Origin of the sequence: Mucilaginibacter pocheonensis (assembly GCF_031456535.1) — a bacterium.
Taxonomy (GTDB): Bacteria; Bacteroidota; Bacteroidia; order Sphingobacteriales; family Sphingobacteriaceae; genus Mucilaginibacter; species Mucilaginibacter pocheonensis.
Genome location: NZ_JAVDUU010000001.1, coordinates 107,402 through 130,813 on the forward strand (window position 1 = coordinate 107,402; position 23,412 = coordinate 130,813).

The following is a 23,412-nucleotide window of genomic DNA, read 5'->3' on the forward strand; positions in this document are numbered from 1 at the left end:
TTTGAACGTAAGTTCAAAACCGAAACTATATTTTTGCAAAATGGCGCATGCTGGCGCCGGTTTTAAAAATCTACTTTATAAATGGCAGAACCAGTTAATTATAGTGAAGATAGTATCCGGTCGTTGGATTGGAAAGAACACATTCGTTTACGTCCCGGAATGTATATTGGTAAGCTGGGCGATGGCTCGGCCTATGACGATGGCGTATATGTATTGTTGAAAGAGATCATTGACAACTCAATTGATGAGTTTGTGATGGGATCGGGCAAAACCATTGAGGTAAGTATGAGCGACCATAAGGTATCCGTACGTGATTATGGACGGGGCATACCTTTGGGCAAGGTGATAGATTGTGTATCAAAAATTAATACCGGTGGCAAGTATGATAGCAAGGCCTTCCAAAAATCGGTAGGTTTAAATGGTGTGGGTACCAAGGCAGTTAATGCCCTTTCCAATACTTTTATTGTACAATCGTACCGCGACGGCCGTACCAAACTGGCTGAATTTACTAAAGGCGAACTGGTACGTGAGGAACCTGAAAAGGAAACCACACAGCGTAACGGCACCGCCATAAACTTTATTCCCGACGATACCATTTTTAGAAAATACCGTTTTATACCGGAGTTTGTTGAAAGCATGATCTGGAACTACGTTTTCCTTAACTCGGGCTTAACGATAAATTTTAACGGACAAAAATATTTTTCCGAAAGAGGTCTTTATGACCTGCTCAGCAAAAATACCATTGCCGAAAACTTGCGCTATCCCATCATTCACTTAAAAGGTGAAGATATTGAGATAGCTATGACCCACGGCCAGCAATACGGCGAAGAATATTACTCCTTTGTAAACGGGCAACACACCACCCAGGGCGGTACCCATCAGGCAGCGTTCCGCGAGGCGGTAGTAAAAACCGTACGTGAGTTTTATGATAAGGATTATGATGTTTCTGATATCCGAGCATCAATTGTGGCTGCAATTGCCATTAAGGTACAGGAACCGGTTTTTGAATCGCAAACTAAAACCAAGCTTGGTTCGCAAAGTGTAGGTCCCGAAGGGCCAACAGTGAAAACGTTTATCAATGACTTTGTTAAAAAGGAATTAGATAACTATCTGCACAAAAATCCTGCTGTAGCCGATGCTTTGAAGGCGAGGATCCTGCAATCTGAACGCGAGCGTAAAGATATAGCCGGCATTAAAAAGCTGGCCAATGAGCGCGCCAAAAAGGCATCATTGCATAACCGCAAACTGCGCGATTGTAAATTGCATTTTGAAGATCAGCATGAACGCCACCAGGATACCACGCTCTTTATTACCGAGGGCGACTCGGCCAGCGGCTCCATCACCAAATCGCGCGATGTGATGACCCAGGCCGTATTCAGCTTAAAAGGTAAGCCGCTTAACTGCTATGGGCTAACCAAAAAAGTGGTTTATGAAAATGAGGAATTTAACCTGCTGCAGCATGCCCTCAATATTGAGGATGGCCTTGATGCACTGCGTTATAACAACATTGTGATAGCTACCGATGCCGATGTGGACGGAATGCACATTCGCCTGTTGCTGATGACCTTCTTTTTGCAGTTTTTCCCAGACCTGGTAAAGGCCGGGCACGTATCCATCCTGCAAACACCATTGTTCCGCGTTCGTAATAAAAAGGAAACTATTTATTGCTACAGCGATGAAGAACGTAAAAATGCCATCGCCAAACTGGGCAATAAACCCGAAATAACCCGTTTTAAAGGTTTAGGTGAAATATCACCCGATGAATTTGGACTTTTTATTGGCAAGGATATGCGCCTTGACCCGGTAATATTAAAAGACGCCAACATCAAAAACCTGCTGGAATATTTTATGGGTAAAAATACGCCAAGCCGTCAAATGCACATTGTAAACAACCTGCGGGTTGAAAAAGATGACGAAAGCATTAACCCGCTTGTTGCCGAAGAAGCTGAAAGTTTGACATTGCCGGTTGCAGTGTAGATTTTTACCTTCCCGGATTATAACTTTAAGTATTTGACCTGTCTGTGTAGGGGGCTGCTTTGCTGCTTGTAATGACGCGTGTTTTATTCTGGTGAAATCATTTTTTTTCAAAAAAATCCTTATCTTGTTTCCCCTGCTTTTTATGCGGGGGATTTGTTATGATTAACCACGAGATAAAAATTGCTTTTGACGAATATGATTCGCTGAAAGATTTGGACACTGCCGACTATGATTTGTGTATCGAGGCAGCTAATGCACTTAAAAATTCACATTCACCATATTCAAAATTTCGTGTAGGCGCTGCGTTACGTTTGCAGAGCGGACGAATAATTTACGGCAGTAACCAGGAGAATGTAGCTTATCCATCAGGCCTTTGCGCCGAGCGCGTGGCGTTATTTTACTGGGGCGCCAATCATCCCGATGATCCGGTTGAGGCTATGGCTGTTACAGCTCAAACAGATGAATTTGAACTTACCAGGCCCGTTACCTCCTGCGGATCATGTTTGCAGGTACTGGCCGAAGTTGAAAAAAAACAAAAACGGCCCGTGAAAATTATATTATATGCCGGACAAGGGCCGGTTTGGGTGATAAAAGGCATTGAAAACCAATTGCCATTTTTGTTTTTTGAGGAACGACTAACCACTATTTAAATATGAAATTAAAACTGTTTTTATTATTGATAGGCTGCGGTTTTGCAGCAAGGGTATTTGCCCAGCAGGGTTTCCCGTTTGATAACGAGATACGCGCATTTAAACACCAGGATAGCCTTAACTTTCCAAAGCCCGATGGTATATTATTTATCGGCAGTTCGTCTATTCGGTTATGGGGTGATCTGGAGCAGCGTTTTGCGGGCAAGCCTATTATAAAGCGTGGGGTTGGCGGGTGTATGTTGCAGCAGTTGGTTGATTATTATACGCCCTATATTCTTTTTCCGTACCACCCGCGCAAAATATTTATTTATGCCGGCGACAATGATATAGCCGCTGGCAGGTCGGCCGCGTTTATAGCTAAGGAATTTGACAAGTTATGGACAATGATCCATGAGCAGTTGCCACAAGCCGAGATCTATTTTATGTCGATAAAGCAAAGCCCGGTAAGGGCCAAATATTATGATACCGTTACAAAGGCCAATGAACTTGTAAAAACTTACTTAAAAAATAAACCTAACAGTCATTTTGTTGACCTGGTTACCGCTATTTACAAACCAGGCACAACCACTCCCGATAGCAGTTTGTTTAAAAAAGATCATCTGCATCTGAATGCAAAAGGCTATGATAAGTGGCAGTCGGCATTGCAGCCCCTGGTAAACTGAGCGGGCAGTTGCTGTATTACTGTTAAAAATTTTATTGAACATAAGGTTCAGTAGCTATTTAAATGAAAAAACCCTGCATCAGCAGGGTTTTTACTTACATATAAACACTAAACTAAAACTAAACTTATTTGAAAATACTGTAAACGTTGGTGATTTTCCAGCCTTTACCTGTATTGGTAACGGTTACCATGTTGCTGCGTACAAAACCATCAAACTGCATGTCAACCTTTATAACTGCCATAGCTTCGTTGCTTTCAATAACCGAGGTTGTGGTGGTGCATTCCTGTTCAACGTTTTTTGTAGAAGCTAATGACTCCAGCATTTCGTTCTTGGAAAAATTCAATACGGTTTTTCCGCGTAACATGCTGAACTTAGCATCTGAGTCCAACACCTCACCTAACCCTTTTAATTTACCATGGGTCATGGCATCAATGTAAGTGCTGATAGCGTAATTTTTGGTTAAATTTTCTCCATCTGTAAATGTATTAGCTTTTGCCGCGCTGCATACTATTAATAAAGCTAAGCCGAGTAATATTGATTTAAAGGTTTTCATTTTATTGCTGTTTAAGGTTGTTTATTATTATTAATTAAATTTATACTCATAAGACATCAGCAATATGCCGTACGTTACAATTAATATTATAAATTTTGACGATTTAACAATCATTTAACATATTGCATGTTTTTTTGGATACTTAGCAACAGAAATTAAGTTAAACATTGCTATGATTGATTTTAACACCATTATTTTACAATTTGCAGAACAGGGCGAAAAAACCGGCTGGACATATATAGAAATTCCGGGTGATGTGGCCCGGCAAATGAAGCCAGGTAATAAACGATCATTTAGGGTAAAGGGTAAACTTGATGAGTTGCCGATTGCCGGTATGGCCCTGATACCAATAGGTGAAGGCAACTTTATTATGGCGTTAAAAAAAGAGATATGTAAAGGGTTGCGCAAGCATCGCGGAGCCATGTTACGCGTACGCCTGGAGCCTGATGATGATTTTAAATTAAACGTACCTGCCGATCTGTTGGAGTGTTTTGAATTTGAGCCCGAAGCCGGCAAGTTTTTTTACAGCCTTACCGAAAGCCACCGCGGTTATTTTATAAAATGGATAGACAGCGCCAAAACAGAACAAACCCGCGCCAACCGCATAGGTAATACCATTGATGCCATGTTGCGCCGGCATGGTTACTCTCAAATGTTAAGGGCACTGAAAAACGCAAGGGAATAGGCCTTTTTTAAATTTTATCCTTTTCTCTCTCCTTCCAGTTTTCAGGAAAGGGTATATCTGTTATTTTGATGGTCTTAAATCCCGGTATCTTAAAATCAATGCCCGACGCGTTATACATAAAGAACGGATCAGTTTTAAAGTATTCATAGTCCTTAAGCATATGCGCTTTAAGCTTTAGTAAACGGTTTTGGTATTTATCATCATAAGGCGTACCGGTATTTTTGTCAAGTAACCTGTCAATATATTCAAGTAAATTGTAGCAGGTAGTAAATTGGCCGCAGGCAATAAGGCAGGCTTCGCAATGTTCCTGCTCTGCTGATTGCTTATCAAACCAAAGGGTTGTACCCATATTATAAGCGGTTTGTGATACTATTTGTATATCTCTGCTGGGTTCAAGTGCCGATGGGGCCGCCTGTATCTGGGTATTGCCTTGTTTGCGGTTAATATCATTTGAAAAGGAAAGATCATAAAGGTGGTTGCCCTTGCCGCGGTTTTTCCATTGAGGCGTTCCGTAAAACTTATCATATAGTAATTGCCGAATGCGTTTTAAAAATATACTGGTATTCAGCATCAGCACAGATTGCGTACGGGTCATCAGCATGTGTTTGATCTCGGTTGTGGGAATTTTAGTAAAGTAGCCAACCAGCAGGGATATGATCTTTTGGGTAAAATTCCTTTGAAAATTCATGCCCGACGATGATTTGGAAACAGTGAAAAGCTCATGCCGCACATACAGTACTGCCGATACCCATATTAACGGAATAGGTGTAAGTAATGAGCCGGCAATTATAGCAACCGCATGGTTACGGCATACGCCAAAACAAATTAAAGCCAGGGCAGCTAATAAAAAAGCAGTGGCTATAAAAAATATACCCCACAGGTTTAACTCAAAACCCTTCTTTAATTTAGGCAATATATAAGGATGTATATAGTGGCTACCCACATCATTAACCAGCATTAGCTCAAAATACGGAAATTCGGTTTGATGATTTAATCGGCGGCCATCTGCCTCCATCATGCTTTGCAAACCCTGGTTATCGGTAATACCGCCATCCATCAGGCCAAACTGTTTTTTCCTTATAAACTCAGTTTCTTCCTTATCGCCGGTTTGCTGTACCGGAGAGAGCGCATTTTTTAACTCAGTTTCATTTAATTGCTGATGCGTAAAATCACATGGGTAAACGATGGGCTCAAATCCCGACGGAAAACAGGACGAAGCCGCAAGTACATCGCCTAATTTTATTTTACGGGCAACTGACTCATCTACAGTTATTTCCTCATTTCCGTATCTAAAATAAGGGTCGGCGGCCTTGTCAGAGACCAGTTTAATAGCCTGCCTGAATGATTGCCCGGTATAAAACTCAGTGGCGTTAAAACAAACTTCCTGCAGGTGTAAACCCGGCGATGAGTCATGACACAATGATTGAAGCATGGCGCCGTCAAATAGGTACCGGTCATACGCTAGCGCAAACGCATTAACAATATTGCGGCTTTTTTGGGGCCTGTTGCGCCAGTGTTTTTTATCTGCTAAAATTTCAAGTGACTGCCGTAACAGGTCATCGCCGTTAAGCCCGGCGAACAACTTGCTGTAAAATTGCCCGAAGGTTTTGCCTTGCGCATTGTACAGCGCGTATAAAGAGGTAGTTATTGTACCGCCTGATGCTGATGATAAAAAGCGTACCTGCTGCAAAAGTGTTTTATTATAAAGTTCGTCCTGGTCATCGTCAAAGGTCACTTTATCCAGATAGGATAGTACCCCTAATGCAAATGAGGCTGCCCGGAAACCACCACCCGAAAAGGCCAGTGCTATATTTTCAAATGGTTTTATGTAATCAACTTCAAGTTTGATTTCGGCTAACTTGTCGGGTATAGGTGTGTTTGCCATATGGTATTGATATACTATAAATTTAGATATTAAAGCTTAATAAGGTATACGTAAAAATACCTTATTTTCAGAGTGTTAACACGTATGTGTAAATGTGTAAAGCAGTTGTATACATAACGTTGAAAAAAATTGACAGCCATCATTTACTAAAAGGGGACGAGTGGGTACGATTGCCAAAAGCTGTGTCTTTTAAAACAAGCGCCAAATAAAAATTTGCAATTGTATAAGCACTTATATAAATTGCATCATGAATTTATATCAAAGCCTGGGCTACCTGGTTTTGGGCAGCCGTTTGCGCCGCCTGAGCGAATCTTTTTTGGCCGAAATCAACCGGGTTTATCAAAATGAGGGTATTGATTTTGATGCCAGCTGGTTTCCGGTATTTTATTTACTGTCAAAAAATGAAGCGCTTTCTATCAAGGAACTAAGCGAGCAGATCGAGGTTTCGCACCCGGCCGCAAGCCAGCTCATTACAAATTTGAAAAATCGCGGATTGGTTACCTCGGCTACCTGCGTTGATGATGGCCGCAGGCAACTGGTAACTTTAACTCAAAGCGGCCGTAAATTATTGGCAACCATATTACCGGTATGGGATGCCATTAGTTTGGCGATGACCCGGCTGGTAGAAAGTGATAACACCGCTAAGCAATTATTGCCCGCTATCACCGCGCTCGAAACAGCTTTCCATTCCTCTGATCTTGCAGGTACTATCAGTCAAAACTTAACTGCCGATTTAAAACCAACCAATCATGGATAGCATATTTAATTATGGCGCCGACCATTTAACTATAGGTATTTGCCTGGACATAGCCGCTGGCAAAACCAGGGGGATTATTAATGCTGATTCCGAGAATAGAATTCGTGCGTCATGGCGCGAGGTGGAGAAAATTGTACACGCACAACACCCGGTTTACGGCATAAATACAGGGTTTGGTCCGCTATGTGATACCCGCATATCTGAAGCCGATACCAGCCTGCTGCAAAGTAACATCCTCAAAAGCCACAGCGTGGGTGTAGGCAAGCCAATTCCGGCAGAAATTGCCAAGTTAATGCTGATCACCAAGGTACAGGCACTGGCGCAGGGGTACTCAGGTGTTGCACCTGAAACATTGGAGCGTATCATCTGGCATATTGATAATGATATTATTCCCATAGTTCCCGAAAAAGGTTCAGTAGGTGCCTCGGGCGATCTGGCGCCCCTGTCGCATTTGTTTTTGCCCCTTATTGGTTTGGGCGAAGTATATGAAAGCGGTGTAAAAATTCAGGCCATGGAACTATTAAAAAAGCATGATCTTGAGCCATTGGTATTGGGGCCAAAAGAAGGGCTTGCATTAATAAACGGTACCCAGTTTATACTGGCCTTTGCCGTAAAAGCCGTACAGCGCTTAAATGATGCCCTTGATCGTGCCGATCTGATCGGTGCTTTGTCATTAGAAGGGCTAATGGGTTCGGCCCGGCCTTTTGATGCGCGCCTGCACGCCATTCGCCCGTTTAAGGGTACTAAGCTGGTTGCATATCGCCTGTTTACTTTATTAAGCGGCTCGGAGATCAACTCATCGCACATGAATTGCGACCGTGTTCAGGACCCTTATTCGTTAAGATGTATGCCCCAGGTGCACGGCGCATCGCGCAATGCATGGCTGCACCTAAAAGAGCTTACCGAAATTGAACTGAATTCAGTAACCGATAACCCCATAATTTTTAACGCCGACGATACCATAAGCGGAGGTAACTTTCATGGGCAGCCGCTGGCCCTGCCATTGGATTATGCTACCGTTGCCGCGGCAGAGCTGGGTAATATTGCCGACCGCCGCTGTTACCTCATGAGCGAAGGGCGTTATGGTTTACCCAAGCTGCTAACGCACAACGCAGGGTTAAACTCTGGTTTAATGATACCTCAATATACCACCGCGGCCCTGGTAACCGAAAATAAAACGCTATGTTTCCCTGCCAGTGCCGATAGCGTACCAACCTCACTGGGGCAGGAAGATCATGTGTCTATGGGTTCTATCAGCGGGCGCAAGCTGCACCAGGTAATTGATAACCTGGAATATATACAGGCTATTGAACTGCTATACGCAGCGCAGGCAGTTGATTTCAGAAGGCCGTTAAAATCAACACCGGTTATTGAGGCTATTCACGCGCTGGTAAGGCAACACGTATCTCATATACAGGATGATCGTGTTTTTGCCGCTGATATTAATAGCCTGCACCAAATAATTACAGATGGATCTCTGCTGGCAACCGCCAATGAGGCAGCCATCAGCAATAATATAAATCTTAGCCATGACGAGTTCAGAATTTATTAAAACCTATGCCAGCCATCCGGTGTATAAGGCACCGCACGGTATGCAGCTGCATGCCAAAAGCTGGCAAACAGAAGCACCATTACGAATGCTGCTCAACAACCTTGACGGGGAGGTTGCCGAAAATCCGGATGAACTGGTGGTATATGGCGGTATTGGCCAGGCAGCCCGCAACCCGGAATCGCTCCGTAAAATAATTGAGTTGCTGCTGGAGTTGGATGAATACCATTCGCTGCTGATACAATCGGGTAAGCCGGTGGGGATAGTCCGCAGCCACCCCGAAGCGCCGCGCGTGCTCATAGCCAACAGTAACCTGGTTCCGGCATGGGCCAATTGGGAACACTTTAATGAACTGCGTGCCAAAGGCCTCATGATGTATGGGCAGATGACCGCCGGCAGCTGGATATACATTGGGACACAAGGAATTTTGCAGGGTACTTACGAAACCTTTGTAGAATGCGGTAACCAGCATTTTAACGGTGACCTAAGCGGCAAGTTGGTGGTAAGCGCCGGTTTGGGCGGCATGGGCGGCGCACAGCCATTGGCCGCAACCATGGCGGGCGGCGTTTTTTTAGGTGCGGATGTGGATGCCACACGCATACAAAAGCGCGTGGATACAAATTATATCGACAGAATAACACACTCTTATGACGAGGCCATTGCCTGGGTAAAAGAAGCCATCGCTAAAAAAGAAACACTATCAGTAGGCCTGGTGAGCGATGCCGGTGATATGCTGGAACATTTATTAAAAGATAACATCATTCCCGATATTTTAACCGATCAAACATCAGCACATGATCCGCTGAATGGTTACATACCAAACGGGTTATCATTAGCCGAAGCTGCTGCTTTACGCAAAAACAATGCTGCAGAATATAAACACCAGTCTTTAAAAAGTATGGCACGGCATGTGAATTTAATGCTGCAACTGCAAGGTAAAGGCGCTGTTACCTTTGATTATGGTAACAACCTGCGCGAGTTTGCCAAACAAGGCGGCGAGCCCGATGCTTTTAACTTCCCGGGATTTACCCCGGCTTATATCCGCCCATTGTTTTGTGAAGGCAAAGGCCCGTTCAGGTGGGTAGCTTTATCAGGCGATCCGGAGGATATTTATACTACCGACCGGGCATTGATTGAGGCTTTCCCTGAAAACCGGCCCTTGATTAAATGGCTGGAAAAAGCGCGGGAAAAAATCTCTTTTCAGGGATTGCCCGCGCGTATTTGTTGGCTGGGCCTTGGCGAGCGTGAAAAGGCAGGTTTGATATTTAATGAGCTGGTGGCAAGTGGTAAGGTAAAAGGGCCGATAGTGATTGGCCGCGATCACTTGGATTGTGGTTCAGTAGCATCACCAAACCGTGAAACGGAGGCTATGAAAGATGGCTCAGACGCGGTGTCTGACTGGCCGCTGCTTAACCTCATGGCAAATGCCTCGGGGGGCGCAACCTGGATATCGTTCCATCACGGTGGCGGGGTTGGTATGGGCTATTCGCAGCACGCGGGTATGGTAGTTTTGGCTGATGGCACGGAACGTGCAGCCACATGCCTAAAACGGGTACTACATAATGACCCGGCAATGGGTATTTTCCGTCATGCCGATGCTGGTTATGATAAAGCACAGGAGTGGGCAGATAAGTTTGGATTGAAGGTTTGGTAGGTAAACAAGGCCGAAAGCTATAGGCCACATAAAAACAAAAAGCACGTCATTGCGAGGAACGAAGCAATCTCTGTACTTTACAGAGTCAGCAGAAAATCCTAAATCCGGCAAACAGAATGCCTGCGTAGAGATTGCTTCATATCTCACAATGACGCATGGAAATAATGAGCTCACCCCGTTTGCAAGGCTTCCTGCCCCGTAAACTGACGAGGTAGGTGGGAAATATAGATAACAAAATGAAAAAACTGATAGGTCCGTTCACTCAAATACTGCCATTAACCGGGCTCCCGTTAAAAGGCGCGCTGAAGGACGAGCAATTGCAGATCATCTCACAGGGAGGGGTATTGATGGAGGATGGACTGATCATGGCTGTTAGTGATTTTGAACAATTGAGGTCGGCCAACCCATCGGTACGAGTAGAAGAAATTGAGCGTAACCATGTACTGTTGCCGGGTTTTGTTGATTGCCATACGCACATTTGTTTTGCAGGCAGCCGGGCAAAGGATTACGCTTTGCGTACCTCCGGTAAAACCTACCTGGAAATTGCCAAAGCTGGCGGAGGTATTTGGGATTCTGTTACTCAAACCCGTGCGGCTGGTGAAGCCACGCTGACTGATATGCTGTTAAAAAGTGTACAACGGCATTTAACCGAAGGGGTCACAACAATTGAGATCAAGAGCGGCTATGGCCTGAGCATTGATGCCGAGATAAAACAGCTGAAAGCCATCAAAGCGGCGGCAGATAAAACCCATGCAAGTCTTGTATCTACCTGCCTTGCTGCTCACATGTTGCCCAAAGATTTTAATGGAACACACCAGGAATACCTCGACTATATTATAAACGACTTGCTGCCTGTTATTAAACAACAAAGGCTTGCCGGCCGGGTTGATATTTTCATTGAAGAAAGCGCCTTTAACAGTAGTGATGCATTAAACTACCTGTCAAGAGCTAAGCAAATGGGCTTTGAGGTAACTGTTCACGCCGATCAGTTTACCACCGGTGGCAGCGAAGCAGCTGTAAAGGCCCGGGCAGTTTCGGCCGATCACCTGGAGGCCAGCACGGATTATGAAATAAATATACTTGCCCAATCTGACACGGTAGCTGTAACTTTACCCGGCGCGTCTTTAGGGTTGGGTATGCCTTTTGCACCCGCCCGCAAATTACTGGATGCGGGGGCCTGTGTGGCTATTGCCAGCGACTGGAACCCGGGATCGGCCCCAATGGGCGATTTGCTGATGCAGGCTGCAGTTATGGGAGCTGCCGAAAAACTATGCGCTGCCGAAGTATTCGCCGGATTGACGTTCAGGGCGGCATCGGCATTAAAACTAAATGATCGTGGTGTTTTAACCAAAGGCAAGCTTGCAGATATGCAGGCCTACCCATGCGACGATTACCGGGAAATACTATATCAACAGGGAAAATTAAAACCGGATAGGGTATGGGCTGTCGGATTAGAAAATTAAAAATAGCACAGGTTGGTGCAATTCCTTCCCTTGGGAAGAAGAGGAAGGGGTTTATTGAAGAGTAAAGTTCCGAACGGCCCTGCTATTGCACCATCCAACGCGGCCTCTTAAGGGAGGAGGTAGAACGGAATGGATAGTGCTTTGATTTGAAGACTGACAATACCAATGAACAAATAAACTAATGAACCAATGAGCCAGAAACTAATAGAATGTGTACCCAATTTTAGCGAAGGTGTAAACCTCGATATTATAAAGCAGATCACCAGCGAAATAGAATCGGTTGAGGGCGTACGCTTGCTGAATGTTGACCCGGGCAAGGCCACCAATCGTACCGTGGTAACGTTTGTGGGCGAGCCTGAAAAAGTTATTGAAGCTGCTTTTCTGGCTATAAAAAAAGCTGGGGAGCTAATTGACATGAGCAAGCAAAAAGGCGAGCATCCACGAATGGGTGCAACCGATGTTTGTCCGCTGATACCTATTAGCAATATCAGTATGGAAGAAACTGCGGAGTACGCCCGGCAACTGGCTAAACGCGTTGGCGAAGAGTTACAGATCCCGGTTTATTTGTATGAGCAGGCCCAACCTGATAAAAGCCGGAGCAACCTGTCGGTGATCAGGGCTGGAGAGTACGAAGGGTTTTTTAAGAAGATAAAGCTACCTGAATGGGCGCCTGATTTCGGTCCGGCGGAGAATGATATAAAACGGGGTGCAACGGTAATTGGCGCGAGGGATTTTTTGGTGGCTTATAATGTAAATCTCAATACAACATCAACCCGTAGGGCAAATGCCATTGCTTTTGATGTGCGCGAAGCTGGTCGTACCATGCGTGAAGGCGATCCGGTAACAGGCAAGGTTGTTACAGATGAAAACGGCAAGCCCAGATCAATTCCCGGTTCTTTAAAGGCTGTAAAGGCCATTGGCTGGTATATTGAGGAGTATGGCATCGCTCAAATCTCCATGAACCTTACCAATATTGAAATTACCCCGGTACATAAAGCGTTTGATGAAGTTTGCGCCAAGGCCAATGAGCGGGGCATCCGCGTTACCGGCAGCGAACTGGTGGGCCTGATACCGCTGAAAGCCATGTTGGATGCCGGTAAGTATTTCCTGCGTAAGCAACAGCGTTCCGTTGGGGTAAGTGAAAAGGAGTTGATCAGGATAGCTATTAAATCGATGGGGCTGGATGAGCTGGGGCCGTTTATACCGGAGGAGCGGATTATTGAGTACCTGTTAAAAGATAAGGTCGAAAGTAAACTGGTGAGCATGAGCCTTGTTGATTTTGCTGATGAAACGGCCAGTGAAAGCCCGGCTCCCGGTGGTGGTTCAATTTCGGCTTATGTGGGTAGCCTGGGAGCTTCACTTGCGGGTATGGTAGCTAACCTGAGTTCGCATAAAAAGGGCTGGGACAAGCGCTGGGAAGAGTTTAGCGATTGGGCCGGGAAGGCGCAGCTTTACAAAGATGAACTGATCCGTTTGGTTGACCTGGACACTACTGCGTTTAACCGGATCATGGAATCATTTGGCTTGCCTAAATCAACCGACGAAGAAAAAATGGCAAGAGATAAAGCCATACAGGATGCTACAAAATATGCCATTGAAATTCCGTTTAAGGTGATGCAGGCTGCATTAAACAGTATGGAAGTGATAAAAGCAATGGCAGAAACAGGCAACCCTAACTCTGTAACTGATGCCGGTGTAGCTGCCCTTTGTGCCCGTACCGCTGTTTTAGGTGCTTTTATGAATGTGAAGATCAACGCTTCGGGTTATAAGGATAAGGATTTTGTTGTGGATGTAGTTTACCGGGGCAATGAAATAGAGCGCAAAGCAATTGCTTTGGAAACAGAAATTATTGCATTGGTAAATGCTAAGATAGGGGTATAATGGTTAAGGTAAGATTTGTCTAAAAACAGCCTTACGAAGTTTTCAAAACTTCGTAAGGCTTTAAATGAGCCAGCTGATAGCAAAGCACCTGAGATTGCGATGCTATCAGCGATGACATAGATTAAAACTGATAACGTTTAAAGGCTTCCATGGCTTCATATTCAGCAAGACCGAGGCGGTCATAGCGCTGGGCCGTATCGCGTGTACGGTCCTCGGCACGCACCCAGAACTCGCGGGCATCATCGCCGGGGAATACCGGGCGGTCCTTTTGCGACTGGTGCTTAAAAATGGCGTTGCGCTTGCGGATCACCTCCTGGGGCGAAAGCGGCACGGCCATTTCGATCTCATAAGTTTCAAACTCATGCCATGCCCCGCGGTACATCCACAGCCAGCAATCCTTTACCCATTCCTCGGTAGGTTTAAGGCGTTCCAGTGCAGCCAGGATAATATTAAAACAAACCAGGTGGGTGCCGTTCGGGTCGGCAAAATCACCGGCCGCAAAGATCTGCTGTGGCTTTATTTGCTGCAGCAGGTCAATGGTAAGCTGGATATCCGCTTCGCCCACGGTGTTCTTCTTGGTCTTGCCGGTCTCATAAAAAGGGAGGGCCATAAAATGGATATGGTCATCAGGCAGCCCGGCGTACCGTGCACCGGAGATCGCCTCGGTCTTGCGGATAAAACCCTTCACGTTGCGGATCTCTCGGGTATCGATCTGGTTTGGCTGTTTCTGCGGGAAAAAAGCCCTCATTTCCTCATAAAGCTTTTGCAGGTGGCCCGTATCCTCGCCAATGCTGTTGGTAAAATCAATGGCAAACTCCATGTAGCGCAGCACATCATCATCCCAAACGGCGGTATTGCCCGAAGTCTGGTAAGCCACATGCACCTCATGACCCTGGTCTACCAGGCGGATAAAAGTACCGCCCATGGAGATCACGTCATCATCAGGATGCGGAGAAAAGATGATGGACCGTTTTTTGGCCGGCAGGGCCCTTTCCGGTCTTTGGGAATCATCGGCATCGGGCTTTCCGCCGGGCCATCCGGTAATGGTATGCTGTATCTGGTTAAAGATATCGATATTGATGTTGTACACCGGCCCCTGCTCCACGGCCAGCTGCGCCATGCCATGGTTGTTGTAATCCTCCTCGGTCAGTTTCAGTACCGGTTTGCCGATGGTATCGGCCAGCCAGATCACCGCTTTCTTTTTCAGGAGCTGGTCATCCCAGGAACAGTCCTTCACCAGCCATGGGGTATCAAACCGGGTAAGCTCAGAAGCTGCGTCCACATCCAGCACAAACTCCACATGGTCAGACAGCTGGAGGTAAGTAGCCGGCACATCGCCCGACATTTCGCCCTCTACAGCTTTCTTGATGATCGGGGCCTTCTTTTTGCTCCAGGCCATCAGGATGATCTCGCGAGCCTTAAAGATGGTGCCGATGCCCATGGTGATGGCCTTGGTAGGCACATTGGCCTTGCCGCCAAAATCGCGGGAGGCGTCATTGCGGGTGAGGTCATCCAGGGTCACCAGGCGGGTACCCGAGTTAGGGGCCGACCCCGGTTCATTGAAACCGATGTGACCGGTACGGCCGATACCGAGGATCTGCAGGTCGAGCCCGCCCAGCTCCTCGATCTTATGCTCATAAGCCAGGCAAAAGGCAGCCACAGCCTCCTGGTCAAGGGTGCCATCGGGGATGTGCACATTGGCCTTATCGATATCCACATGGCTAAAGAGGTTCTCGTACATGAAGGTCACATAGCTTTGAGCAGCATCGGGCTTCATGGGATAATACTCATCAAGGTTAAAAGTGATCACGTTGCTGAAAGACAAGCCCTCCTGCTGGTGCAGGCGTACCAGTTCGGCATACACCCCGATGGGGGTAACACCGGTAGCCAGCCCAAGCACGGCTTTTTGGCCGCGGGCCTGCTTATCCCGTATCAGTTTGGCTATCCTGCCGGCTACCGCCACGGATGCCTCCTGCTGGTTGCCATAAACGCTTACCGGCAGCTTCTCGTACCGGGTCTCTTCCAATAAATTTAATCGGGCCATAATTTTCTAAGAACCTGTGTTTTAGTATATGTTGAAATTAAAAAAGTCAGTATATAAAAAACCCCCGCCGAAACGAGGATTTTTCAAACCAATTAACAAAACCTTTCCGACCCCACCGACATGAGGCTAAAGTAAATTCCGTTGAATAACATGCTGTACATTATTGGTACAAACTTAATAAAACTAATTTTTAAAATAAAGTACTTTTTAAATTTTTTTAATAAGTAAATATAATTTAATCAAGTCATTAAGTGAATAAAAAAAGAGCTCCTGATGGGCAGGAACTCTAATTAACCAATTATAAAACATAAATATGAGAGAAGAGAGATGCAGGGGACGGGATCGAACCATCCGTTTGCTGCCGAGCCAGCGCCTGCGATGTTGTTATTAAATGAACCACCATTTATCAACCAACTGCTGCAAATATAATATTTATCTATTAAATCTATCTATTTAGTAGATAAATATTTTTTATATTTAATTATATGGCATTACGCCCCGGAGTTAAATACATGAACGCCGTCTATGTTTTTTAGTTCATCGCCGGTAGTATTAAAATATGGCCGCGGGGTGTTAATAAAACCTTAAATGTGCAAATCCCGCGTCCGCACATCCGCTCATAATTATTTATCTTTACCCATCCAAAAGTTTTTAGCATATAATGAGTGAAGATCTGAGTCAAAATGATATACCCGCCAATAATGATGAAAAATTACATAATGTTACCTCACTCGACGGGTTATACGAAAACTGGTTTCTGGATTATGCTTCTTACGTAATTCTTGACCGCGCCGTTCCGCATATTAATGATGGCTTAAAGCCTGTACAGCGCCGTATATTGCATTCGCTTAAAGAAATGGACGACGGGCGCTTTAATAAAGCAGCCAATGTGATAGGCAACACCATGAAGTACCACCCGCATGGTGACGCATCTATTGGCGACGCCATGGTACAAATAGGCCAGAAGAACCTGCTGATTGATTGCCAGGGTAACTGGGGCGACCCAGTAACCGGCGACTCGGCCGCGGCTCCGCGTTATATTGAGGCACGCCTTTCCAAATTTGCACTTGATGTTGTTTTTAATGCCGATACCACGGTTTGGCAGGCCAGTTATGATGGCCGTAATAAAGAGCCTATTACCCTGCCTGTAAAGTTCCCCTTGCTGCTGGCACAGGGTGCCGAAGGTATTGCCGTAGGTTTGGCCACCAAAATATTACCGCATAATTTTATTGAACTGATAGATGCTTCTATAGCGGTATTAAAAGGTGAGCGGCCTAACCTGATGCCCGATTTTCCTACGGGGGGTATGGCTGATGCATCTTTGTATAACGAGGGGCAACGCGGCGGAAAGATACGGGTGAGGGCCAAAATTGTAGAGCGCGATAAGAAAACACTGGCCATTACCGAGATACCCTTCTCAACAACTACAGGCAGTCTGATCGATAGTGTGATCTCGGCCAATGACAAAGGTAAGATCAAGATCAAAAAGATAGAGGATAATACCGCCCAGAATGTAGAGATCATCATCCACCTGGCACCTGGCATATCGCCCGATGTAACCATCGACGCATTGTATGCCTTTACTGATTGCGAAGTGTCCATATCGCCCAACACCTGTGTTATTCAGGATGATAAGCCGCGCTTTATGAGCGTGAACGACATGCTTAGCGAAAGCACCTTTTTTACAAAAGATCTGTTAAAGCAGGAGCTGGAGATCAGGCTGAAGGAGCTGATGGAAAAGATTTTCTTTAGTTCATTACTAAAAATATTTATTCAGGAAGGGATGTATAAACACCCTGACTATGAAGGTTCAGGCAACTTTGAAACCGTACTGGAAGTGCTTAACCGTTTGTTTGAGCCCTTCTTTCCTCAGTTTTACCGCGAAATATTACCTGAGGACTATAAGAAACTGATTGATAAGCCGATGAGCAGCATTACCCGCTTTGATGTTAAAAAAGCGGATGAGCTGATGAAAACGCTCGAAAACGAGATAAAACAAGTTAAGCATCACCTTAAGCACCTCACAGAGTACACCATTGCCTGGTTTGAAAAACTGCGCGAAAAATATGGTAAAGATCGCGGCCGCAAAACGGAACTCCGCACCTTTGACAAGGTAGAGGCGGCACAGGTTGCATTGGCCAACGTTAAGTTATATGTAAATAAAGTTGATGGTTTTATTGGTTCTGGTTTAAAGAAAGACAGCTCCGTTGAGTTGGTTGGCGATTGCTCCGATATCGACGAGATCATTGTTTTTAGAGCCGACGGGCGCTGCCTTATTACCAAAGTACAGGATAAGGTTTTTGTGGGTAAAGATATTATTCATGTTGCCGTATTTAAAAAGAACGATGAGCGTACGGTTTATAACATGATCTACAAGGACGGCGAAAGCGGCATCAGTTACATCAAACGCTTCTCGGTTGTTGGTGTAACCCGCGATAAGGAATATGACCTTACCAAAGGTACCAAAGGCACCAGAGTGTTATATTTTTCGGCCAATCCCAACGGTGAGGCCGAAGTGGTAAATGTGCAGCTTAAGCCGCACTCCAAACTTAAAAAGCTACAGTTTGATGAAGATTTTGCCACGTTAGCCATTAAGGGGCGCGGCTCAATGGGTAATATCATTACCAAATATCCGGTTAAAAAGATCATACTTAAAAGCAAGGGAGTATCAACCCTGGCCGGGCGTAAAATTTGGTATGATGAAATTTTGAAACGCCTGAACGCCGACGGCCGCGGCAAGTACCTGGGTGAGTTTGACGGCGACGATCGTATACTTAATGTGTTGAGCAATGGCGTTTACGAGCTTACCAGCTTTGATCTGAACAATCATTTTGATGATAAAATGATCCTGATTGAAAAGTATGACCCTAAGAAGGTTTATTCGGTGATCCACCTGGATGGCAAATCGAAAAACTATATGGTTAAGCGTTTTATGTTTGAAAATATAGTATTGGGCAAACAGGTAAGTATTATTAGTGATGAACCGGGCTCCAAATTGGTATTAATAGCTAATGCCGCCCCTTTAGTAAGCGTGGTGCAGCTAAAAGGTAAGGATCAAACACCTGAAACCATTGAGGTTAACCTGGCCGAGCTGATAGACGTAAAAGGGATGAAAGCGATGGGCAACCGTTTATCGCAATTTCCGGTAAAATCAGTGCAACTAATAGCTGAAAATGAGACTGCTGAAGTTGAAGAGGCCGCGGGTAGGGATGAATCAGAGATGGGATTAGATGAAGAAGCAGATATGGATGAACCGACTGAACCGATTGATCAATTGTCTGAAACAGAACCCGAACAGTTAAAATCAACGGAAGAGCCTAAAATTACAGCGAATTCTCCGGAGGAAACACCGGCGGAGGTAAAGCCGGATGTTGTGCAGCCATTAGCAAATGAACCTGCAAAGCAGGAAGAACCACCCAAAGAGGTACATAAAAAAGTAGATTTTGAGATCACCAACCCTGATGATATTGAAATTGATGATAAAGGGCAATTGGGCTTATTTTAAAAATTGCGATTGTTACAAAAAAAAAGCGGCTCTGATATATCAGAGCCGCTTTTTTTATATGAGCGATTGATTATAATATCAGGATCAGTACTAAAATAATGATGATGATAGCACCAACTGAAAGATAAACACCACCGCCACCTAAAGCGTTTGCTTCGTGTTTTAAACCTTTAAGCTCAGTACGCAGTTCTTTACGTTCCTGTTTGGTAAGCTCAGATTTCTTCATCGCTTTAATTTCGTTCACCCTTGCTTTAATTTCTTCAACACGAGCCTGTTTTTGCTCAGTGGTCATGTTGGCTATTTGCTCTTTGCTTAATATGGTTAAAGCTCCGTCTGTAGCTGTAGAAGCATAGCTGTTAAATGCCGTAACGGAAAGCAACATGGTAAGGGCAATTAGATAGATTTTCTTTTTCATAGTAATAAAATTTAATTTAATAAGTGTTGTGTTAATTATGGTAAATAAAAAAGCAGTTAAAATGTTTTTATTGTGTCCATTATTTATTGTTACAAAAACCTTGCCTAAAGACTTATAAAATAGGGAGCCTCAAAAACATGCCCGGCATGAAGCGATTGTATGGCTTCTTTTTTGTCAATATTTATAGGATGATCTTGTGTATCGGCATAACCAAGCCAGGGTTCTATACATACAAAATCAGCACCTGGTTTGGCCCACAAGCCCAGGTAATTAAAATGAGGGAATTCAAGGGAGAGGGATTGGTCATGTTTGGTGCTTTTGATGCTTATCATCCTGGAATTTAATTGTTTAAAAACAAGCGCGTCGGCATCAAACAGGTGGCGGGTTAAAAACAGTTTATTACCGGGTGTAGGTACGGGGTGCGTTTCACCTGTAAAAAAGCCTTCGGCCGACAATAAATTTGTTTCTAAATGTTCCTCGGTTTCAAATTCCAGATAATAGTCTTCATAATTTTCACCTTTATTAAAAGGAACGTTAAATGCCGGATGCCCTCCAACCGAAAAATATATTGTTTTTTTATCCAGGTTGATCACCTTATAGGTTATTCTCAGCGAATTATCTATTAGCATGTATAAAACCTGAAAGTCAAATTTAAAGGGGTAAGCCTGAAGTGTTTTTTCGCAATAAGGAAGGGAAAAACTGGCTGATACTTCATCTGCCTCCAGTAAAATAAATTCCGATTGTCTTGCAAAGCCATGGCGGCCCATCTCATAGGTGTTTCCGTCAACCAGTAACTGGTTGTTAATTAATCCGCCTACTACCGGGAAAAGATTAGGGGCGTGCCAGGGCCAAATGTTAGGATCGGCTTGCCAAAGATGCTCAATACCCGTTTGTTTGTTATAAAACGAACTGAGTTGGGCACCTTTAAGCTCAATAGCTACTTTTAGGTACTCGTTTTCTAATAAGGTCATACGTTAACAGCAATTATTTTAGTATAAATTAACTTATAAGCATCCAAGTTACAGGAATTTTCTGTGAAATAAAGCCCTTTGAAAAATGTAACAAAGCAATGGGCATCCTGTTTCTTTTTCTTGAAAAGATCAATAAAAACCCAGGCAACTGGCTAATGAACCAACTGCCTGGGTAAGGAGGAATTTCACGGGTTATATCTCTGCGCCTGTACGCTTATATATAGCCTGTGTTTTATTTGCTTTTTATGGTTATTGATGCGCTTGGTAAGCCTGCTGATGTAGCTGTAATAGTAATATTGCCGGCTTTCTCTTTTGCCTTTACAATGGCCAGTGCCAGGCCATGAAATGCTTTACGGTAATTAACTTTAAAGGAATCATGGCTAACCGGGTCGCCATTATCAACCGAAGCAATCACTGCTTCGCCATTAATTTTAAAATTCACCAAATTTTCGGCATTTGGCACCACATTGCCGTCTTTATCCATAATTTTTACCGTAACAAATGACAGGTCTTTCCCATCGGCGTTGATCAGTTTGCGGTCGGCCAGCAACTCAATTTTTGCAGGTGCGCCAGCGGTATGCAGCTCACTGGTCAAAACTACGTTGCCACCTTTGCGCGAAACTGCCTTTAGTGTACCGGGCTCATATTTCACGCGCCACATCACATGCAGGTCGTCGCCGGTTTTCTTTTTGATGCCTAATGATTTGCCGTTCAAAAAGAGCTCAACTTCATCGGCATTGTTATAATAGGCCCAAACATCAACTGTTTTTCCAGCTTCCCAGTTCCAGTGCGGAAAAATATGGAGCACCGGTTTGTTTGTCCATTCGCTCTGATACATGTAGTATACATCTTTTGGGAAACCGGCCAGGTCCATAATTCCAAAATATGAACTGCGCGATGGCCAGCTGTACGGGGTAGGTTCGCCCAGGTAATCAAAACCCGTCCAGATGAACATGCCCGAAAGGAAATCATGCTTTTTCATTACCTTCCAGGTGGCTTCGTGGGTTGATCCCCATGGTGGTCGCACATTATCATAGGCAGAAACATTATTACCGGGCCTTACAAAAGGTTTATCCCAGCGCTCGGGCCATATCCTTATACTGTCCGACGGCATTTCATAGTATCCGCGGGTTTCAAGGCCCGAAGTGGTTTCTGTGGCAATGAATTTTTTGCCGGGATACCTGTCATGAAATGCGGCGTATTCACCTTCGTGGTAGTTATAACCTACCAGGTCTATAGCGCCGGAGCTGATGATCTTATTGTTTTTACCCGGGTCGTTATTAGCAGTAGTTATTGGCCTGGTGTTATCAAGACTATGTACTATCCCCGCCAACTCGGGCGTAATTCTTAACGCGCTGGTATCGCTTTGTTGGGGTATCTCGTTACCAATACTCCATATCATAACGCTTGGATGGTTACGGTCGCGCAGTATCTGATCTTCCAGGTCGCGTTTATGCCATTCTTTAAAAAACAGATGATAATCATATTTGGCTTTTTTCCATTCCCAGCAGTCAAAAGCTTCATCCATAACTATAAAGCCCATTTTGTCGCACAGGTCAAGCAGTTCCGGAGCGGGCGGATTGTGCGATGTGCGGATGCCATTACAGCCCATTGCTTTTAAAATTTCCAGCTGGCGTTGCAAAGCGCGCGTGTTGATAGCGGCACCCAGCGAACCAAGGTCATGGTGATTGCATACCCCCAGGATCTTCATAGGCTTTCCGTTTAGGCTGAAGCCTTTGTCCGCATCAAAATTAAAATAACGTATGCCAAGAGGCGTGGTATACTCGTCGACAACAGATTTGCCTTTAACTACCTGCGTAACTATTTTATATAAATAAGGATTTTCTACCGACCAAAGCTGAGGCGTTTTTATAACAAGATCAGTAGCGCTTTCAAACACCGTATCTTTTAAATTGCTATTTGAGGGGATATTGCCGCCAGTAGCCACAACTTTTCCGCTTGCATCATAAACAGCTGTTTTTATGGTAAATGGCTCATTGGCACCTGCGGTGTTTTTTACCTTTACTTTTAAATTTACAGTGGCCGATGCATCACTTACCTGCGGTGTGGTTACATAAGTTCCCCAATGGTCAATGGCAACTTTGTTGGTAGTAACCAACCATACATTACGGTAAATGCCTGAGCCGGAATACCAGCGGGAATTAGGTTGAACGGAGTTATCAACCTTAATGGCTATTACGTTTTTACCGCCAAAGTTTAAATAAGGTGTAAGCTGGTATCGGAACGAGATGTAACCGTTGGGCCGGAAACCCAGATGATGCCCGTTTATCCATACATCGCTTTTTTGGTAAACGCCGTCAAAATCAATATAAACCAATTTGCCTTTGGATGCAGCCGGAACAGTGAATGTTTTACGGTACCAGCCTATGCCGCCGGGAAGAGCGCCGCCTTCAGGCGTTGCAGGGTTGTCTTTCGAAAACTTGCCTTCAATGCTCCAGTCATGCGGCAAATCAAGTGTACGCCAGGCCGCATCATTTGTAGTTTTAAGCTGGGCGTTTTTAACATCCCCCAAATGAAATTGCCAGCCCTTATCAAAATCAAGTTTTTGACGGGATGGTTGTGCAAAGCCTTTTGAACTAAGCAGTATGCTGATAAACAGCAGGCCTAATAATCTGCCGGCATTTGTAGATAGTTTATTAAATGGCATATTGATAATTTAGATTAATTGTAATTTTGACACTAAATTATAAATAATTATGAAATAGTAAAATGAATTGTTGGCGCACCCGGTTTAATGCAA

Annotated in this window: 16 protein-coding genes; 10 read left to right on the forward strand and 6 right to left on the reverse strand. The window is 44.6% G+C overall.

Going from position 1 to position 23,412, the window contains the following annotated elements:
- Positions 1–81 precede the first annotated feature (81 nt).
- The 3 genes from J2W55_RS00385 to J2W55_RS00395 all read left to right on the forward strand — a co-directional run bounded on the left by J2W55_RS00385 (position 82) and on the right by J2W55_RS00395 (position 3,289).
- On the forward strand, positions 82–1,977 hold the full coding sequence (locus tag J2W55_RS00385; RefSeq protein ID WP_310090674.1) for a DNA topoisomerase IV subunit B: 1,896 nt from the start codon (positions 82–84) through the stop codon (positions 1,975–1,977).
- 158 nt (positions 1,978–2,135) lie between these two features.
- Positions 2,136–2,627 (forward strand): cytidine deaminase, encoded by a 492-nt coding sequence (locus J2W55_RS00390; protein WP_310090677.1) that lies wholly within the window; start codon positions 2,136–2,138, stop codon positions 2,625–2,627.
- 2 nt (positions 2,628–2,629) lie between these two features.
- Complete coding sequence (locus tag J2W55_RS00395) at positions 2,630–3,289, forward strand: GDSL-type esterase/lipase family protein (protein ID WP_310090680.1); 660 nt, start codon at positions 2,630–2,632, stop codon at positions 3,287–3,289.
- Positions 3,290–3,413: 124 nt separating this feature from the next.
- Here the strand turns inward: J2W55_RS00395 and J2W55_RS00400 are convergent, their stop codons facing one another.
- Positions 3,414–3,842 carry a nuclear transport factor 2 family protein gene (locus tag J2W55_RS00400; protein WP_310090682.1) on the reverse strand — a complete coding sequence of 143 codons (429 nt, stop codon included), beginning with the start codon at positions 3,840–3,842 and terminating at the stop codon, positions 3,414–3,416.
- Between the two features lie 172 nt (positions 3,843–4,014).
- Between J2W55_RS00400 and J2W55_RS00405 the strand changes: the two genes are divergently transcribed.
- Positions 4,015–4,527 (forward strand): YdeI/OmpD-associated family protein, encoded by a 513-nt coding sequence (locus J2W55_RS00405; RefSeq protein ID WP_310090684.1) that lies wholly within the window; start codon positions 4,015–4,017, stop codon positions 4,525–4,527.
- A gap of 7 nt (positions 4,528–4,534) precedes the next feature.
- Here J2W55_RS00405 and J2W55_RS00410 read toward each other — a convergent pair whose 3' ends face one another.
- The gene (locus tag J2W55_RS00410; protein WP_310090686.1) at positions 4,535–6,412 is read right to left on the reverse strand and encodes a patatin-like phospholipase family protein; all 1,878 of its coding nucleotides are present in this window, start codon (positions 6,410–6,412) and stop codon (positions 4,535–4,537) included.
- A gap of 247 nt (positions 6,413–6,659) precedes the next feature.
- On the opposite strand from J2W55_RS00410, the gene J2W55_RS00415 reads away from it, so the two are divergent.
- The 5 genes from J2W55_RS00415 to ftcD all read left to right on the forward strand — a co-directional run bounded on the left by J2W55_RS00415 (position 6,660) and on the right by ftcD (position 13,716).
- A complete protein-coding gene (locus J2W55_RS00415) occupies positions 6,660–7,169 on the forward strand; it encodes a MarR family winged helix-turn-helix transcriptional regulator (RefSeq protein ID WP_310090689.1) in 510 nt (169 codons plus the stop codon).
- Positions 7,162–8,721: a histidine ammonia-lyase gene (hutH, locus tag J2W55_RS00420; protein ID WP_310090691.1), complete on the forward strand. Its 1,560-nt coding sequence runs from the start codon at positions 7,162–7,164 to the stop codon at positions 8,719–8,721. Before J2W55_RS00415 ends, hutH begins: the two co-directional genes overlap by 8 nt.
- Positions 8,699–10,372 (forward strand): urocanate hydratase, encoded by a 1,674-nt coding sequence (gene hutU, locus J2W55_RS00425; protein WP_310090693.1) that lies wholly within the window; start codon positions 8,699–8,701, stop codon positions 10,370–10,372. Before hutH ends, hutU begins: the two co-directional genes overlap by 23 nt.
- 236 nt (positions 10,373–10,608) lie before the next feature.
- A complete protein-coding gene (hutI, locus tag J2W55_RS00430; protein ID WP_310090694.1) occupies positions 10,609–11,835 on the forward strand; it encodes an imidazolonepropionase in 1,227 nt (408 codons plus the stop codon).
- Between the two features lie 189 nt (positions 11,836–12,024).
- Positions 12,025–13,716 (forward strand): glutamate formimidoyltransferase, encoded by a 1,692-nt coding sequence (gene ftcD, locus J2W55_RS00435; protein ID WP_310090695.1) that lies wholly within the window; start codon positions 12,025–12,027, stop codon positions 13,714–13,716.
- Between the two features lie 121 nt (positions 13,717–13,837).
- On the opposite strand, the gene nagB is transcribed toward ftcD, so the two are convergent.
- Positions 13,838–15,760, reverse strand: a complete 1,923-nt coding sequence (gene nagB / locus J2W55_RS00440; protein WP_310090697.1) for a glucosamine-6-phosphate deaminase — start codon at positions 15,758–15,760, stop codon at positions 13,838–13,840.
- Between the two features lie 661 nt (positions 15,761–16,421).
- Here nagB and J2W55_RS00445 point away from each other — a divergent pair.
- Positions 16,422–19,265, forward strand: a complete 2,844-nt coding sequence (locus J2W55_RS00445; RefSeq protein WP_310090698.1) for a DNA gyrase/topoisomerase IV subunit A — start codon at positions 16,422–16,424, stop codon at positions 19,263–19,265.
- Between the two features lie 70 nt (positions 19,266–19,335).
- Here J2W55_RS00445 and J2W55_RS00450 read toward each other — a convergent pair whose 3' ends face one another.
- The 3 genes from J2W55_RS00450 to galB form a co-directional block, all read right to left on the reverse strand.
- Complete coding sequence (locus J2W55_RS00450) at positions 19,336–19,680, reverse strand: hypothetical protein (RefSeq protein WP_310090699.1); 345 nt, start codon at positions 19,678–19,680, stop codon at positions 19,336–19,338.
- A 104-nt stretch (positions 19,681–19,784) separates the two neighbouring features.
- Positions 19,785–20,651, reverse strand: coding sequence for an aldose 1-epimerase family protein (locus J2W55_RS00455; RefSeq protein WP_310090701.1), 867 nt, complete (start codon positions 20,649–20,651; stop codon positions 19,785–19,787).
- Positions 20,652–20,883: 232 nt separating this feature from the next.
- Positions 20,884–23,319: a beta-galactosidase GalB gene (gene galB, locus J2W55_RS00460; RefSeq protein ID WP_310090702.1), complete on the reverse strand. Its 2,436-nt coding sequence runs from the start codon at positions 23,317–23,319 to the stop codon at positions 20,884–20,886.
- Positions 23,320–23,412: the final 93 nt, after the last annotated feature.

Bases quoted from the DNA above. Each gene is read 5' to 3' on its own strand.
- J2W55_RS00450 (WP_310090699.1), bottom strand. From the start codon at position 19,680: ATGAAAAAGAAAATCTATCTAATTGCCCTTACCATGTTGCTTTCCGTT.
- J2W55_RS00445 (WP_310090698.1), top strand. From the start codon at position 16,422: ATGAGTGAAGATCTGAGTCAAAATGATATACCCGCCAATAATGATGAA.
- hutU (WP_310090693.1), top strand. From the start codon at position 8,699: ATGACGAGTTCAGAATTTATTAAAACCTATGCCAGCCATCCGGTGTAT.
- hutH (WP_310090691.1), top strand. From the start codon at position 7,162: ATGGATAGCATATTTAATTATGGCGCCGACCATTTAACTATAGGTATT.
- J2W55_RS00415 (WP_310090689.1), top strand. From the start codon at position 6,660: ATGAATTTATATCAAAGCCTGGGCTACCTGGTTTTGGGCAGCCGTTTG.
- J2W55_RS00385 (WP_310090674.1), top strand. From the start codon at position 82: ATGGCAGAACCAGTTAATTATAGTGAAGATAGTATCCGGTCGTTGGAT.
- J2W55_RS00410 (WP_310090686.1), bottom strand. From the start codon at position 6,412: ATGGCAAACACACCTATACCCGACAAGTTAGCCGAAATCAAACTTGAA.
- nagB (WP_310090697.1), bottom strand. From the start codon at position 15,760: ATGGCCCGATTAAATTTATTGGAAGAGACCCGGTACGAGAAGCTGCCG.
- J2W55_RS00400 (WP_310090682.1), bottom strand. From the start codon at position 3,842: ATGAAAACCTTTAAATCAATATTACTCGGCTTAGCTTTATTAATAGTA.
- ftcD (WP_310090695.1), top strand. From the start codon at position 12,025: ATGAGCCAGAAACTAATAGAATGTGTACCCAATTTTAGCGAAGGTGTA.
- J2W55_RS00455 (WP_310090701.1), bottom strand. From the start codon at position 20,651: ATGACCTTATTAGAAAACGAGTACCTAAAAGTAGCTATTGAGCTTAAA.
- hutI (WP_310090694.1), top strand. From the start codon at position 10,609: ATGAAAAAACTGATAGGTCCGTTCACTCAAATACTGCCATTAACCGGG.
- J2W55_RS00390 (WP_310090677.1), top strand. From the start codon at position 2,136: ATGATTAACCACGAGATAAAAATTGCTTTTGACGAATATGATTCGCTG.
- J2W55_RS00405 (WP_310090684.1), top strand. From the start codon at position 4,015: ATGATTGATTTTAACACCATTATTTTACAATTTGCAGAACAGGGCGAA.
- galB (WP_310090702.1), bottom strand. From the start codon at position 23,319: ATGCCATTTAATAAACTATCTACAAATGCCGGCAGATTATTAGGCCTG.
- J2W55_RS00395 (WP_310090680.1), top strand. From the start codon at position 2,630: ATGAAATTAAAACTGTTTTTATTATTGATAGGCTGCGGTTTTGCAGCA.